The 14,687-nt window shown below is 63.0% G+C and carries 17 protein-coding genes; 8 read left to right on the top strand and 9 right to left on the bottom strand.

Going from position 1 to position 14,687, the window contains the following annotated elements; genetic code table 11:
• Positions 1 to 82: 82 nt before the first annotated feature.
• Positions 83 to 1,012, bottom strand: a complete 930-nt coding sequence (locus tag ACSSVC_RS04125; RefSeq protein WP_346634654.1) for a zinc ABC transporter substrate-binding protein — start codon at positions 1,010 to 1,012, stop codon at positions 83 to 85.
• 57 nt (positions 1,013 to 1,069) lie between these two features.
• Between ACSSVC_RS04125 and zur the strand changes: the two genes are divergently transcribed.
• Genes zur through ACSSVC_RS04105 form a run of 4 tightly spaced genes read left to right on the top strand, consistent with a single transcriptional unit; the run spans position 1,070 to position 3,875 of the window.
• A complete protein-coding gene (gene zur, locus ACSSVC_RS04120; RefSeq protein ID WP_016963931.1) occupies positions 1,070 to 1,552 on the top strand; it encodes a zinc uptake transcriptional repressor Zur in 483 nt (160 codons plus the stop codon).
• Positions 1,552 to 2,337 carry a zinc ABC transporter ATP-binding protein ZnuC gene (gene znuC / locus ACSSVC_RS04115; protein WP_123723772.1) on the top strand — a complete coding sequence of 262 codons (786 nt, stop codon included), beginning with the start codon at positions 1,552 to 1,554 and terminating at the stop codon, positions 2,335 to 2,337. The genes zur and znuC overlap by 1 nt, the downstream gene beginning before the upstream one ends.
• On the top strand, positions 2,330 to 3,118 hold the full coding sequence (gene znuB / locus ACSSVC_RS04110) for a zinc ABC transporter permease subunit ZnuB (protein WP_102862489.1): 789 nt from the start codon (positions 2,330 to 2,332) through the stop codon (positions 3,116 to 3,118). The genes znuC and znuB overlap by 8 nt, the downstream gene beginning before the upstream one ends.
• A 37-nt stretch (positions 3,119 to 3,155) precedes the next feature.
• Positions 3,156 to 3,875, top strand: coding sequence for a PA5502 family lipoprotein (locus ACSSVC_RS04105; protein WP_346634655.1), 720 nt, complete (start codon positions 3,156 to 3,158; stop codon positions 3,873 to 3,875).
• 58 nt (positions 3,876 to 3,933) lie between these two features.
• On the opposite strand, the gene katE is transcribed toward ACSSVC_RS04105, so the two are convergent.
• Positions 3,934 to 6,147 (bottom strand): catalase HPII, encoded by a 2,214-nt coding sequence (gene katE / locus ACSSVC_RS04100; protein ID WP_404937990.1) that lies wholly within the window; start codon positions 6,145 to 6,147, stop codon positions 3,934 to 3,936.
• Positions 6,148 to 6,343: 196 nt separating this feature from the next.
• Between katE and ACSSVC_RS04095 the strand changes: the two genes are divergently transcribed.
• From ACSSVC_RS04095 to ACSSVC_RS04085, 3 genes are all read left to right on the top strand, one after another.
• Complete coding sequence (locus ACSSVC_RS04095; RefSeq protein ID WP_346634657.1) at positions 6,344 to 7,351, top strand: methionine ABC transporter ATP-binding protein; 1,008 nt, start codon at positions 6,344 to 6,346, stop codon at positions 7,349 to 7,351.
• Positions 7,351 to 8,025: a methionine ABC transporter permease gene (locus tag ACSSVC_RS04090; RefSeq protein WP_346634658.1), complete on the top strand. Its 675-nt coding sequence runs from the start codon at positions 7,351 to 7,353 to the stop codon at positions 8,023 to 8,025. Before ACSSVC_RS04095 ends, ACSSVC_RS04090 begins: the two co-directional genes overlap by 1 nt.
• A 63-nt stretch (positions 8,026 to 8,088) precedes the next feature.
• On the top strand, positions 8,089 to 8,862 hold the full coding sequence (locus ACSSVC_RS04085) for a MetQ/NlpA family ABC transporter substrate-binding protein (protein WP_346634659.1): 774 nt from the start codon (positions 8,089 to 8,091) through the stop codon (positions 8,860 to 8,862).
• Positions 8,863 to 8,976: 114 nt separating this feature from the next.
• Here the strand turns inward: ACSSVC_RS04085 and ACSSVC_RS04080 are convergent, their stop codons facing one another.
• Genes ACSSVC_RS04080 through ACSSVC_RS04060 form a run of 5 tightly spaced genes read right to left on the bottom strand, consistent with a single transcriptional unit; the run spans position 8,977 to position 12,885 of the window.
• On the bottom strand, positions 8,977 to 9,612 hold the full coding sequence (locus tag ACSSVC_RS04080) for an SCO family protein (RefSeq protein ID WP_346634660.1): 636 nt from the start codon (positions 9,610 to 9,612) through the stop codon (positions 8,977 to 8,979).
• The gene (gene cyoE / locus ACSSVC_RS04075) at positions 9,609 to 10,511 is read right to left on the bottom strand and encodes a heme o synthase (RefSeq protein ID WP_404937989.1); all 903 of its coding nucleotides are present in this window, start codon (positions 10,509 to 10,511) and stop codon (positions 9,609 to 9,611) included. The genes ACSSVC_RS04080 and cyoE overlap by 4 nt, the downstream gene beginning before the upstream one ends.
• Positions 10,499 to 11,578, bottom strand: a complete 1,080-nt coding sequence (locus ACSSVC_RS04070; protein WP_346634662.1) for a COX15/CtaA family protein — start codon at positions 11,576 to 11,578, stop codon at positions 10,499 to 10,501. Before ACSSVC_RS04070 ends, cyoE begins: the two co-directional genes overlap by 13 nt.
• Before the next feature lie 10 nt (positions 11,579 to 11,588).
• Complete coding sequence (locus ACSSVC_RS04065; RefSeq protein WP_346634663.1) at positions 11,589 to 12,179, bottom strand: PA_0111/PP_0108 family redox-active disulfide protein; 591 nt, start codon at positions 12,177 to 12,179, stop codon at positions 11,589 to 11,591.
• Positions 12,145 to 12,885: an SURF1 family protein gene (locus ACSSVC_RS04060; RefSeq protein ID WP_492612007.1), complete on the bottom strand. Its 741-nt coding sequence runs from the start codon at positions 12,883 to 12,885 to the stop codon at positions 12,145 to 12,147. The genes ACSSVC_RS04065 and ACSSVC_RS04060 overlap by 35 nt, the downstream gene beginning before the upstream one ends.
• Positions 12,886 to 12,955: 70 nt before the next feature.
• On the opposite strand from ACSSVC_RS04060, the gene ACSSVC_RS04055 reads away from it, so the two are divergent.
• On the top strand, positions 12,956 to 13,159 hold the full coding sequence (locus ACSSVC_RS04055; protein ID WP_346634665.1) for a twin transmembrane helix small protein: 204 nt from the start codon (positions 12,956 to 12,958) through the stop codon (positions 13,157 to 13,159).
• A 14-nt stretch (positions 13,160 to 13,173) separates the two neighbouring features.
• Here the strand turns inward: ACSSVC_RS04055 and ACSSVC_RS04050 are convergent, their stop codons facing one another.
• Entirely contained in the window at positions 13,174 to 14,061 is an 888-nt protein-coding gene (locus ACSSVC_RS04050) for a cytochrome c oxidase subunit 3 (RefSeq protein ID WP_346634666.1), read from the bottom strand.
• Positions 14,062 to 14,094: 33 nt separating this feature from the next.
• A complete protein-coding gene (locus tag ACSSVC_RS04045) occupies positions 14,095 to 14,652 on the bottom strand; it encodes a cytochrome c oxidase assembly protein (RefSeq protein WP_346634667.1) in 558 nt (185 codons plus the stop codon).
• Positions 14,653 to 14,687: the final 35 nt, after the last annotated feature.

Here is a 14,687-nt window from a genome sequence, read left to right as displayed (position 1 = left end):
CCTTCGCGGGCAAGCCCGCTCCTACAGACCGAACCTGTAGGAGCGGGCTTGCCCGCGAAAAACACCCCGCAACAATCCCTGCTTAAAGCTGCTCTAGACAGCCCGCCAGATCGTTCCCCAATTTCTCCAGCACCTGCTCATAGCCCTGAGCGGTCGCGGGCGTATACCCGCCCAGCGCGTCGAGCTCCGCCAGCGTCACCGGCAAGCCGGCCACCAACGTCTCGGCCAGCCGTGGACGCAGAGGTGGCTCGCTGAACACACAGGTCTTGCCCACCTGCTGCAAACGCGCGCGCATGGCCGCCACGTGCTGCGCGCCCGGCTGCACTTCCGCAGCAACGCTGAACACCCCGGTGTGCTTGAGGCCATAAGCGTCCTCGAAGTAATCGAACGCCTCGTGGAACACGAAGTAGGGCTTGCCGGCGATCCCCGCCAGGCGAGCCTTCAAGCGAGTATCCAGGGCATCCAGACGCTCAGTGAACGCTTTCAGGTTGCTCTGGTAACGGGCAGCGTTGGCCGGGTCGGCAGCACTCAAGTCCGCAGCGATACGCGTCGCGATCACCCGGGCATTCAACGGCGACAGCCACAGGTGGGCATCCAGGGTCCCCGGGCGATGATCGTGATCATGTTCGTCGGCTTCTTCGGAATGCGAGTGGCTATCCTCGGCGAAATGGCGAAGCTTCATGCCCGGTAGATCCTGCACCGCCACCGACGGCAGGCTACGGCCCTTCAATACCCGCGGCAGAAAACCCTCCATGTCCGGGCCGATCCAGTACAGCAGGTCCACACTCTGCACCTTGCGTACGTCCGACGGGCGCAGTGCATAGTTGTGCGGCGAAGCGCCCGGCGGCAGTAGCACCTCGGGAATGGCCACGCCATCCTGCACCGCCGCAGCGATCAGTTGCAGCGGCTTGATACTGGTGAGTACCCGGACTTCGGCCTGGGCCGAGCCGATCGCGAACAAGCTGAAGGTAAAAGCGACAAAAAGGCGAAAAAGTGTGGGCACGATGGACACTCGAAGAGGCGAGAACGGGTAACATAATAACGTCTCTCACAAACCTCGTCGCCGCTCATGCCTAAAACACCCCTTGCCAGCCGTCCACACGACCACTCTCACTGCGTACACAGCGCACTGTCTGAGGCCGACGCCCTGTGCGCACGGCAAGGCCTGCGCCTGACCGCCCTGCGTCGGCGGGTGCTGGAGTTGGTGTGGCAAAGCCACAAGCCCCTGGGGGCTTACGACATTCTCGCCGTACTCAGCGAGCAGGACGGTCGTCGCGCCGCCCCGCCAACGGTTTACCGGGCCCTGGATTTCCTCCTGGAAAACGGCCTGGTACACCGCATCGCCTCGCTTAACGCCTTCGTCGGCTGCAACCACCCGGAACACGCGCACCAGGGTCAGTTCCTGATCTGCCGCGAATGCCACGCCGCCATCGAGCTCGAACAGAAATCCATCAGCGACGCCATCGTCACCAGCGCCCGCGACGTCGGCTTCGTGGTCGAGGGCCAGACCGTCGAAGTGGTCGGGCTCTGCTCGGGCTGCCAGGGGGCTTGATGAGCACTGCGTTGATCCGCCTCGAGCAGGTCGGGGTGACCTTTGCCGGGCAGAACGTGCTGGACAACATCCAGCTCAGCGTCGAGCCCGGGCAGATCGTGACCCTGATCGGCCCCAACGGTGCCGGCAAGACCACCTTGGTGCGTGCCGTACTGGGCCTGCTCAAGCCCGACAGCGGCAGCGTCTGGCGCAAGCCCAAGCTGCGGGTCGGCTACATGCCGCAAAAGCTCCATGTCGACCCGACCCTGCCCCTGTCAGTGCTGCGCTTTCTGCGCCTGGTACCGGGCGTGGATCGCAGCCGAGCCTTGGCTGCCCTCAAGGAAGTCGGCGCCGAGCAGGTGATCGACAGCCCGGTGCAAAGCATTTCCGGCGGCGAAATGCAGCGCGTGCTGCTGGCCCGGGCATTGCTGCGCGAGCCTGAACTGCTGGTACTCGACGAGCCGGTACAAGGTGTTGACGTCGCCGGCCAGGCCGAACTCTACAGCCTGATCACCCGCCTGCGGGACCGTCATGGCTGCGGCGTACTGATGGTCTCCCATGACTTGCATCTGGTGATGAGCACCACTGACCAGGTGGTCTGCCTCAACCGCCACGTCTGCTGCTCCGGCCACCCCGAACAGGTCAGCGGCGATCCCGCCTTCGTCGAGCTGTTCGGCAAGAACGCGCCGAGCCTGGCGATCTACCACCACCATCACGATCACGCCCATGACCTGCATGGCTCGGTGGTCACCCAGCCCGCCGCGGGCCACCCCCATGTCCATGGAGAAAACTGCAAGCATGGCTGATTTTCTGCTCTACGCCCTGCTCGCAGGTTTGGCCCTGGCGGTGGTTGCCGGTCCCTTGGGGTCCTTCGTGGTCTGGCGGCGCATGGCCTACTTTGGCGACACCCTGTCCCATGCTGCGCTCCTGGGGGTCGCCCTGGGTTTTCTGCTGGATGTCAGCCCCGCGGTGGCAGTCACCGTAGGCTGCCTGTTGCTGGCGGTGCTGCTGGTGACCCTGCAACAACGCCAGCCCCTGGCATCCGACACGCTGCTGGGGATTCTTGCTCCCAGCACCCTGTCCCTGGGCCTGGTGGTACTAAGCTTCATGCATGAAGTGCGAATCGACCTCATGGCCTACCTGTTCGGTGACCTGCTGGCGATCAGCCCTGGCGATCTGGCGTGGATTCTCGGCGGCAGCGCAGCGGTGCTGTTGCTGCTGGTGGCACTGTGGCGCCCCTTGCTGGCAATCACCGTGCACGAGGAGCTGGCCAAGGTCGAAGGCCTGCCCGTGGCTTCGCTGCGCCTGGCGCTGATGCTGTTGATCGCTGTAGTGATCGCGGTGGCGATGAAGATTGTCGGGGTATTGCTGATTACCTCGTTGCTGATCATTCCGGCCGCTGCGGCACAGCGTCACGCCCGTTCGCCCGAGCAGATGGCCCTGGGCGCAAGCCTGCTGGGCATGCTCGCGGTGTGCGGTGGGCTGGCGCTGTCCTGGTTCAAGGACACCCCGGCCGGGCCGTCGATCGTGGTCACGGCCGCCGCACTGTTTCTGCTGAGTTTTGTTCTGCCCCGTCGAGGGGTGTAGACTTGCTCGTTTTTTGCGCAAATAGAGAGTCGCAGGAATGAAGCCGTTCGCCTCCCGTTATCTGCTCCTTGTCGCATTCTCCCTGCTGCTGGGGGCCTGCCAAAGCACGCCACCGGCGACCACCGAGGTCCCCGATGCGCGGGCTACGGCCATCGCGCAGCTGGAACAAAACATTGCCAGCAGTGAGCTGGCCACCGCTGAAGACCAACTCAGTGCATTGCAGGCACAAACGCCTGACGACCCACAGTTGGTGCAATACCAGCGGCAGATTGCCGAAGCCTATCTGCAGCGCAGTCAGATCGTCCTGCAAAAGGGTGACGTGAATGCCGCCGCCACTGCCCTGAGTCGCGCCCGGGCGCTGATGCCCAAGGCGCCGGCGCTGACCGGCGGAGTCAACAACGCCATCGCTCATGCACGCAAGGCCGAGCTGGACCAGGCCGAAGCCGCCTTGAAGGCCGCCGAGGCGCGCCCACCGGCCAAGCTGATCGATCCTGCGGCCCCGAGCACCACCATCGCCTTGAACGTCACCGATATCCGCAAGCTGCGTCATCAGCTCGATGCCCTGGCCGCCGATGTGGTGAATTATCAGTGCGACGTGAGCATCCAGGTGCCGCGCACCGAGGATTATCCCTGGCTGTCGACCTTGCTCGGCAAGCGGGTGAAGAAGCTCGACCCGGACTTTGAACAGAAGATCAGCCGGCAGATCGTGCGCCACGTGCCGGCGCAGATGGTGCTGACTCCGCGCAAGGCGCAGTAAACCTTCGCCGGCAAGCCGGCTCCTACGGGGGGGAGCGGGCTTGTCGGTGAAGGTGTGTTCAGGCCGGGATTGCCTTGGCCTTTTCCTCCCGACTCCAGACCCGATGCTGAGCGATGGCAGCAAAGAACGCCTTCAGCGCCTTGGCATCCGTCCCCAGGATCAAGCCTTCATCCGCCTCCAGTCTGAGGTTGTGCAACAGCTCCCGGGCCTCACCGTGCAAGGCAATCGCCTTGAGGTGCTTGTACGCCTCCAGCAGGTAATGCAGCGCCACGCCATTGCCGCTCAGGGTCTTGATCGACTGCACGCCTCCCGGCACGAACACCGCGTCGAACGCCACTGACGGCAAGCCTTCCATGGAAGCATCCACCGGCAGGCGCTTGCCATCCGCGGTGGTAACCGGTGCCGAGGTTGGCCCCAACAGCTTGGCGTGTGCCCCTTCGGCCTTGAGAGCCTTCTTCAGCGCATCAATCGCGGCACCATCGACGCCGTTGGCCGCAAGGATTGCCACTTTCCGCGTTTTGATATGACCCGGCAGCAGGTTCGCCTGACTCAGGGCCGGCGAGCGTGTCAGCGACGTCTTGCGCTCTGCCACAGTGGCTTTCGTCGGCGCGGCCAAGCCCAGGTTCTCGGCCACGCGCCCGGCCAGGTGCAGATCGATATTGGCGAGGATCTCATTCACTTGCCGCTCACGAATCCACTGCCGCTCGACCTTGCCCAGCTCGAAGCTGTAGGCCGCGATGATGTGTTCCTGCTCGTGCTTGCTCATGCTGTTGAAGAACAGCCGCGCCTGGGAGAAATGATCGCCAAACGACTCGCTGCGCTGACGGATCTTGTGGGCATCGATGCGCTCGTTATAACTCTCGAACCCACCATCCTGGGCCGCCGGCGGGGTTTCTTTCGGCCAGCCCCCATCAATGGAGTTCGGCTCATAGGCAGCCCGCCCCCTGTCGATGGTGGTGCGGTGCATCGCGTCACGCTGACCATTGTGTAAAGGGGTCAGTGGTCGGTTGATGGGCAGCTCATGAAAGTTCGGCCCACCCAGGCGACTGATCTGGGTATCGGTGTAGGAAAACAGCCGCCCTTGCAGCAACGGATCGTTGGAAAAATCGATCCCCGGCACGATGTGCCCCGGGCAGAAGGCCACCTGCTCGGTTTCGGCAAAATAGTTGTCCGGGTTGCGGTCGAGCACCATCTTGCCCAGAGGCGTGATCGGCACCTGCTCCTCGGGAATCAGCTTGGTGGGGTCGAGTATGTCGAAGTCGAAGCTGTGCTCGTCTTCCTCGGCGATGATCTGCACGCCGAACTCCCACTCCGGGTAATCGCCGGCCTCGATGGACTCCCACAGGTCGCGACGGTGGAAGTCGGTGTCCTTGCCCGCCAGCTTTTGCGCTTCATCCCAGACCAGGGAACAAGTACCGACAGTGGGTCGCCAGTGAAACTTGACGAAGCTCGAACGCCCCTCGGCGTTGATCAACCGAAAGGTGTGCACGCCAAACCCCTGCATGCTGCGCAGGCTTTTCGGAATGGCCCGGTCGGACATGGCCCAGATCACCATGTGCGCCGACTCCGGCTGCAGGGAGACGAAGTCCCAGAAGGTGTCGTGGGCCGAACCGCCGGTGGGGATCTCGTTGTGGGGTTCGGGTTTCACCGCATGCACGAAGTCGGGGAACTTGATGGCGTCCTGGATGAAGAACACCGGCATGTTGTTGCCCACCAGGTCGAAGTTGCCCTCGTCGGTGAAGAATTTCACCGCAAAACCCCGTACATCGCGCACGGTATCGCCGGAACCTCTTGGCCCCTGGACCGTGGAAAAACGCACGAACACCGGAGTCTTTTTCCCCGGGTCACGCAGGAAACCAGCCTTGGTCAGGGCCGAATGATTGTCGTAGCTCTGGAAGTAGCCATGGGCGCCAACGCCCCGGGCGTGGACGATGCGCTCGGGAATCCGCTCATGGTCGAAGTGGGTGATCTTCTCCCGCATGATGAAGTCTTCCAGCAGCGAAGGACCACGAGCGCCCGCCTTGAGACTGTTCTGGTTGTCAGCGACTTTCACCCCCTGGTTGGTGCGCAGGGCCTGGCCCGTGGCGTCGGAGCGGAACGGCTCCAGGCTCTGCAACTTACTGTTGCTGTTGCCTCGGTCCAGGGTATCGGTCCCCGCCATCTGGCTTTTCGGGGTACTGGTTTTTTTCGTACTCATCAGACAAAAACTCCTCGTTGGCGAAATCCCTGGCGTGCCCGGGGCTTCGTGAGCAAAGGCTCCCGGGCACGGCACCTGGGAGCTTTCGAGTGGCTTAAGTAGTGACTGACGAGGAACAGGCACCGTTCCTTTTTTATGACCTTTGATCGCGTTATTGCCAAATGGCAGGATGATTGCGAAATAAATGCTAAGAACCTCTATACGGACAGGCTAAAATGCGCGCCCGGCTAACCGCTGATCCTTTTCTAACGCGCCCCACAAGGTTCGCTACGTGATCGAGTTTCAAAACGTCCATAAAACCTACCGGGTCGCCGGTAAGGATATTCCCGCCCTGCACCCGACCAGTCTTCGGGTCGAGAATGGCCAGGTGTTCGGCCTGATCGGACATTCCGGCGCGGGCAAAAGCACTCTGCTGCGCCTGATCAACCGCCTGGAAAACCCCAGCGGCGGTACGATCATCGTCGACGGCGAAGAAGTCACCGCGCTGGACGCCAACGGCCTGCGCCGCTTCCGCCAGCAAGTCGGGATGATCTTCCAGCACTTCAATCTGCTGTCCTCCAAGACTGTGGCCGACAACGTTGCCTTGCCGCTGACCCTGGCCGGCCAGCTGTCGCGCAGCGACATCGAACGCCGTGTGGCCGAGTTGCTGGAGCGGGTCGGTCTGTCCGACCACGCCAAGAAATACCCGGCACAGCTGTCCGGCGGCCAGAAGCAGCGCGTCGGCATCGCCCGCGCCCTGGCCACCAAGCCGAAGATCCTGCTGTGCGACGAAGCCACCAGCGCGCTCGATCCACAGACCACGGCCTCGGTCCTGCAACTGCTGGCCGAGATCAACCGCGAGCTGAACCTGACCATCGTCCTGATCACCCACGAGATGGACGTGATCCGTCGCGTCTGTGACCAGGTGGCGGTCATGGACGCCGGCCAGATCGTCGAACAGGGCTCGGTGGCCGAGGTGTTCCTGCACCCCAAGCACCCGACCACCAAACGCTTCGTCCAGGAAGACGAGCAGATCGACGAAAACGAGCAACGCGACGACTTCGCTCATGTGCCGGGCCGTATCGTGCGCCTGACCTTCCAGGGCGATGCCACCTACGCACCGCTGCTGGGCACTGTGGCCCGGGAGACCGGGGTCGATTACAGCATCCTCGCCGGACGCATCGACCGCATCAAAGACACCCCTTACGGGCAACTGACCCTGGCCATCACCGGCGGTGACATGGAAGCGGCCTTCGCCCGCTTCACCGCGGCGGATGTCCACATGGAGGTGCTGCGCTAATGAGCGGCTTACTGCATTACTTCGACAACGTTGACTGGGCCGATATCGGGGTGGCGACCAGCGACACCATGGTCATGCTCAGCACGTCCCTGGTATTCACCGTACTGGTCGGCCTGCCGCTGGGGGTCTTGCTGTTCCTGTGCAGCCCAAGGCAGTTGCTGGAACAGAAAAATGTCTATTCGGTCCTGGGCTTTGTGGTCAATGCCATCCGCTCGCTGCCGTTTATCATCCTGCTGATTGTGATGATTCCGACCACTATCCTCATCACGGGCACCTCCCTGGGTGTGGCGGGCGCCATCCCACCGCTGGTAGTGGGCGCTTCCACCTTCTTCGCGCGCTTGGTAGAAACCGCTCTGCGTGAAGTGGATCGCGGCATTATCGAGGCCACCCAGGCCATGGGCGCCACGACCCGGCAGATCATCATGAACGCCCTGCTGCCCGAGGCCTGCCCCGGTATCATCGCGGCGATCACGGTCACCGCCATCGCCCTGGTCGGCTACACCGCCATGGCCGGTGTCGTGGGTGCAGGCGGCCTCGGCGACCTGGCCATTCGTTATGGTTACCAGCGTTTCCAGGACGATGTGATGGTGGTTACCGTGGTGATGCTGATTGTGTTGGTTCAGGTTCTGCAAACCGTTGGCGATAAGCTGGTGGTGCACTTTTCCCGCAAATAATTGCAATCGCCGGCCCTGGCCGGCAGGCGCCCGGGGTCGGGCGACTTACAAGGAGCTTGTTCGATGAAAAAACTACTCGTCGCTTTCGCAGCCGTTGCCGCGTTCTCCGCGCACGCCGCCGAAACCCTGACCGTGGCCGCCACGCCGGTGCCCCACGCCGAGATCCTGGAATTCGTCAAACCGGCCCTGGCCAAAGAAGGCGTGGACCTGAAGGTCAAGGTCTTCACCGACTACGTGCAGCCCAACGTGCAAGTGGCCGAGAAACGCCTGGACGCCAACTTCTTCCAGCACCAGCCGTACCTGGATGAGTTCAACAAGGCCAAGGGTACCCACCTGGTAAGCGTGGCCGGCGTGCACCTGGAACCCCTGGGCGCCTACTCCAGCAAGTACAAGCAACTCTCCGAGCTGCCAGGCGGCGCCACCGTGGTGATCCCCAACGACGCCACCAACGGCGGTCGCGCCCTGTTGCTGCTGGACAAGGCCGGCCTGATCAAGCTCAAGGATTCCAACAACATCCTGGCCACCATCAAGGACATCACCGAGAACTCCAAGGACCTGAAGTTCCGTGAACTGGAAGCCGCCACCATCCCCCGCGTGCTGACTCAGGTCGACCTGGCCCTGATCAACACCAACTACGCCCTGCAGGCCAAGCTCGACCCTTCCAAGGATGCCCTGGTGATCGAAGGCAAGGATTCGCCTTACGTGAACATCCTGGTAGCCCGTCCTGACGACAAGGATTCGGACGCCATGAAGAAACTGGTCGCCGCCCTGCACAGCCCGCAAGTGAAGCAATTCATTCTCGAGAAGTACAAAGGCGCCGTGCTGCCAGCGTTCTGATCGACTGCAGAAATGCAAACGGGGCGCCTTTGGGCGCCCCGTTTCGTTTCAGATGCTCCTACAACACACCGTAGGAGCCGGCTTGCCGGCGAAGAACCACAACCCGCCCCGTCCTTACGGACGCTGCAACATCAGCGGCAGCTGGGCCACCAGTTTCTGGTTGTTCAGCGGTGCTCGGATAAAGCCACGCTGGCTGCCATCCGGACCGATCACTGCGAGGTTGCCGCTGTGATCCACGGTGTAGTTGGGCTTGCTGGTGTCTGCCGGAATGAAGGGGATGCTCACGGCGTTGGCGAGTTTCTGCAGGTCTTCCACCGAGGCGGCGGTCAGGCCCTTGAAGTCCTTGTCGAAGTAGCCCAGGTATTGCTTGAGCTGCTGCGGCGTGTCGCGGTTGGGATCGACGCTGACCAGGATCACCTGCAGCTTGTCCACCGCCTCCTTGGGCAGCTCGCTCTTGATCTGCCGCAGTTGCGCCAGAGTGGTGGGGCAGATGTCCGGGCAGAAGGTGTAGCCGAAGAACAGCAGGGACCATTTGCCCTTCAACTCGTCGATCACCACGGGCTGGCCGTCCTGATCGAGCATCTTCACCGCGGGCAGGGTGCGGCTCTGGGGCAGGAGGATGATGCCGGCGTCGATCAATGCGGTGGGATCGCCCTGACCCTTGCCGGACAGTACTTTGTTGACGGTCAGCCCCAGGACCAGGGCTACCAGCGCAACGAGAATAAAGACGGTTTTCTGAGTTCGAGTCATAGGTTCAACAATAGGTAGTGGTCTACGAGCAGGGCGATGAACAGCAGGAACAAGTAATAAATAGAGTACTTGAAGGTGTTGATCGCCGCGTGCGGCCGAGTGCCACGGTACAGCACCCAGGCCCATTGCAGGAAGCGCCCGCCCAGGGCCAGGGCGCACACCAGATACAGCACGCCGCTCATGTGGATGGCATAAGGCAGCAGGCTCACCGCCAGCAAGGCAAAGGTGTAGAGCAGGATATGCACCTTGGTGTAGTGCTCGCCGTGGGTCACCGGCAGCATTGGGATATCGGCCTTGGCGTACTCCTCCTTGCGATGGATGGCCAGGGCCCAGAAGTGCGGCGGAGTCCAGGCGAAAATGATCAGTACCAGCAGCAGCGGCTCGGCGCTCAAGTGCCCGGTAGCAGCAACCCAGCCCAGCAGGGGCGGCGCCGCACCCGCCAACCCGCCGATCACGATGTTCTGCGGCGTCGCGCGTTTCAGAAAGCCGGTATAGACCACCGCGTAGCCCAGCAGGGAGGCCAGGGTCAGCCAGGCCGTGAGCGGATTGGTGAAAGCCAGCAGTAACGCTTGCCCAGCCAACGCAAGCAACAGGGCGAACACCAAGGCCGCCCGGGGCGAAACCCGGCCTTCGGCCAGGGGCCGTTTGTGGGTACGGGCCATCAGCGCGTCGATGCGGCGGTCCACCACATGGTTCACCGCTGCCGCTCCACCCGCGCACAGGGCAATGCCCAGGTTGCCAAACACCAGCACCGTCCACGGAACCCCGGCGCGGGTGGCGAGGAACATGCCCACCAGGGAGGTGATCAGCATCAGCACCACCACCTTGGGTTTGGTCAGCTCCAGGTAATCGCGCCAGATGGCCTGGGGATGCTGACGTTCGCCAATCAGAGTCGCCATGGCATCTCTCCTTTGATGGTGATGGGACCCGCCATCTGTTTGCGCGGGCTGAGGCGCCAGCCCAGGGGCAGGCGATCCCGGGCCTGTACCAGGCTGGTACGGGCGTGATAGTTGACCAGCACCAGGGTCAGCAGCAGCGCCGCCCCCCCGGCGTTATGCGCCACCGCCACCGGCAGGGGCAAATGGAACAGCACGTTGCTCAGGCCCAGGCTGATCTGCGCCGCCAGTGCCACCAGCACCAGGCCGGCCAGACGGGTCATGCCGGTTTGCCGCAACTGCCAGGCCAGCCCCAGCAATACCAGGGTCACCAGCACCGCGCCCACCCGGTGGGTCATGTGGATGGCGGTGCGGGCGTCACTGTCCAGTTGCCCACCCAGGTAGTTGGGGCCGATGTGCTGAGTCAGGTGAAAGCCGTTGGCGAAATCCATGTTCGGCCACCACTGGCCATGGCAGGTGGGCAGGTCGATGCAGGCCACGGCGGCGTAATTGGAGCTGACCCAGCCGCCCAGGGCGATCTGCCCGATCACCAGTACCAGCCCGGCCGTGGCCCAGTATTGCAGGCGGCGCGGCACGATCAGCGCCGGCAGCACGCCGGACAGGCGCAAGGTCAGCAGGAACAGCAGGCTCAAGGTGGCGAAGCCCCCCAGCAGGTGCGCCGTAACCACTTGCGGCCAGAGCTTGAGGGTGACCGTCCACATGCCGAAGGCCGCCTGGGCAAACACCACCGCCATCAGGAACAGCGGCAGCTTCAGGGGCTGCCCGGGATGCCGCCGATGGGTCCAGGCTCGGGCCGCCAGCAGCACGATCAACAGCCCCAGAGTGCCGGCGAAATAGCGGTGGATCATTTCGTTCCAGCCCTTGTGGGCTTCCACCGGGGTGTCGGGAAAATGCAGTTCGGCATGGGCCAGTTGGGCTTCGCTTTTCGGCACGCTGATAAAACCGTAGCAGCCGGGCCAGTCCGGGCAGCCGAGGCCGGCGTGGGTCAACCGGGTGTAAGCGCCCAGCAGCACCACGATCAGTGCCAGCAAGGTGGCAAACAACGCGAGGCGAAATCCAGGTTTGGCCATGACGATGCCCTTATCCGATGTTCGACAGTTTCAGCAGGTGCCGCAGATCGTTGAGCAGATCCTTGCCCTTGACCCGAGCGTCGTAGCGCAGCACCAGATTGCTGTGGGGGTCGACTATCCACAGCTGCGGCGCATCCTTGTCGTTGGCGCCTTTGACAAAGGTCCCCAGGTCCAGGGGGTAGCGTTGCAACTGCGGGTACTCGCGCTGCAGCCTGGCTTCGTATTCGGCGCTCAGCGGCTGGGCGCTGGCCAAGGCATGGCTGGCCCGCGAAGCATCGCGGCCCAGGGCCACTTGGATCTGCCGCGCCAGGTACACCAGTTGCTGGCAATCGGCATCGCACGCCTTGGGGGCCGTGACCAGGATCTGCCAGCGATCCTCCTCGGACTGCACACCGATCTGCGCCCGGGTCTGGCCGTTGCCGATCAGCTCACCGTGATAACTACGGCTTTCCGGCACCCAGAACTGCAGCTTGTACATGCCCGTGGCAAGGATCATCGGACCGATCACCATCAGCAGGATCAGGATCAGTTGCCAGCGGCCGCGACGCCGGTTGGGCACCTGGGCGTCAGAGATGTTGGGTGGATTCATGGCCGTTCCCATGGCGTTTCTCCCGTGCGTTATGCCAGCCGAAATAGAAATAGAGGAGCAGCAGGGCCAGGGCCATGGCGAACCACTGCACGGCATAGCCCAAGTGTTTTTCCGGCCCCATGGCCACCACCGGCCACGCGGTGAGGTAGGCGCCAGCACCGGACTCCTGGCGCACTTCATGGTTGAAGCCGCTGCGGCCAAGCTCGGCCCAGAGTGCCTCCGGGGCCACCGCGGTGATCAATCGTGGCCAGCGAGCACCGGCCGGGTCGGCATGCAGCTGGAACGCCGCGCCCGGAGAAACGTAGACCCAGGCATCCAGGCTGAGGCTCTGCTCCGGGGTGCTGAATGCCGGCGGCGTGCGCCGATCGGGCCAGGGCAGCCAACCGCGATTGACCAGCAACCAGCGCCCGCTGGCCTGATCGAGGAAGGGTTGCAACAGCTCGACCCCGACCTTGCCGTCGTGCAGGCGGTTGTCCAGCAACAGGCTGTGATCGGCATCGAAATGACCGTGCAGGCGCACCCGGCGAAAGGAAGGGTCCTCGACCGCCAGCAACTCGAACAAAGGCACCGGCTCGGCTACGCGGCGCTCGGCGTAACTGGCCAGCAGTTGGCGCTTCTGCTCGCCACGGCTCAGTTGCCAGCAGCCCAGGGAAACCAGCACAGGCAGCAGCAACAGCACCACCAGGGTCGGTACGACTCCTGGCCGGAAGCCTTTCATGACCGGCCCGCCAGGCTGAGAAATCCACTCGCTATACTGCTGTACATCGCGTTTCCCCCGGAGTCCCACCATGCTCAAAGCAGCCATCGTCCTGACGCTGATTGCCACGGTTATCAGCCTGTTCAGCGGCCTGTTCTTTCTGGTCAAGGACGACAGCCAATCCAAACGCCTGGTGACCGCCCTGAGTATTCGGGTGTGCCTGGCCGCGATCACCGTGGGCTTGATCGCCTGGGGTTTCTTCAGCGGCCAGCTGGTGTCCCACGCGCCCTGGTAGGGCGCAGCAGGTCATCAGAGCACGTAGACAAAAACGAACAGACCGATCCACACCACATCGACGAAGTGCCAGTACCAGCTGGCCGCTTCAAAGCCGAACTGATGTTCGGCGTCGAAATGCCCACGCATGATGCGCATCAGCATCACGAACAGGATCAAGGTGCCGATGGTCACGTGGGCCCCGTGGAAACCGGTGAGCATGAAGAAGGTGGCGCCGTAGATCCCCGAGCCCAGGGTCAGGCCCAGCTCGTGATAGGCGTGGATGTACTCTTCGGCCTGGAAGCCGAGGAAGGCGCACCCCAGCAGCACGGTCAGCGCCAGCCAGATCTTCAGCGCACCACGATGGCCTTTCTTCAAGGCATGGTGGGCGATGGTCACGGTGACACTGGAACTCACCAGCAGCACGGTGTTGAGCAGCGGCAAGCCCCAGGGGCTGATGGTGCCCTTGGGCGATGGAAAGAGTTTTGGATCGGGGTTGTTGAGCAGGGGCCAGACGAACTCGAAGTTCGGCCAGAGCATATGGGCGATGCCCTTGTGCCCCTCACCACCGAGCCAGGGTCCGGACAGGTGCCGCACATAGAACAGCGCGCCGAAGAAGGCCAGGAAGAACATCACTTCGGAAAAGATGAACCAGCTCATGCCCCAGCGGAACGAGCGGTCGAGCTGAGCGCTGTACAAGCCGGCGCGGCTTTCCTTGATCACCGCGCCAAACCAGCCGAACAGCATGTAGGCCAGCAGCAGGCCGCCGACGAAAAAGATCAGCGGGCCATGGGATTCCGGGCGCGCCGCCTTGAGGTCGTTGAACCAGGTCGCCAGGCCGAACACGGTGACGAACATGCCCACCGTCGCAATGATCGGCCACTTGCTCTGGGCAGGAACGTAATAGTGCTCATGAGTCGCCATGGGTTGTTCTCCTTATCGGGCACGCCAGATCGTCTATCCCCCGGTCTTGGCGGTAGCCGCCACCGGTGGATGACGCGCGGTGATATCGAACAGCGTGTAAGCCAGCGTCAGGTGCTTCACATCCTTGGGCATGTCGCGGTCAACGATGAAACGCACCGGCATCTCGATCTTCTCCCCGGGCTGCAGCACCTGCTGGGTAAAGCAGAAGCACTCGGTCTTGTGGAAGTACATGGCCGCGCTGCTGGGGGAAATGCTCGGAATGGCCTGGGCGCTCATCGGGTGGTCGCTGGGGTTGCGGGCGATGAAGACCATCTCGTTAACCGCCCCCGGGTGGACCACGATGTCATCGGACTTGGGGTAGAACTCCCAGACCATGTCGATGGCATTGGTGGACAGGAACTGCACCCGCACCTGGCGCGAAGCATCGATCTGCTGCCCCTGGTCCGCGTACTGCCCGCCGGTCTTGCCATTGATGCCCAGGGCCTTGCACATCACGTCGTAGATCGGCACCAGAGCAAAGCCGAAGACGAACATCGCCACCACCACCAGCAACAGGCGGGTGACCAGCTTCTTCAGCGAGACATCGGCCATCTCAACGTCCTCCCGAACCTGTAGGAGCCGGTTTG

It is taken from the genome of Pseudomonas sp. E1BtOHC1, assembly GCF_058744285.1.
This window is presented reverse-complemented; position numbering and strand designations above follow the sequence as displayed.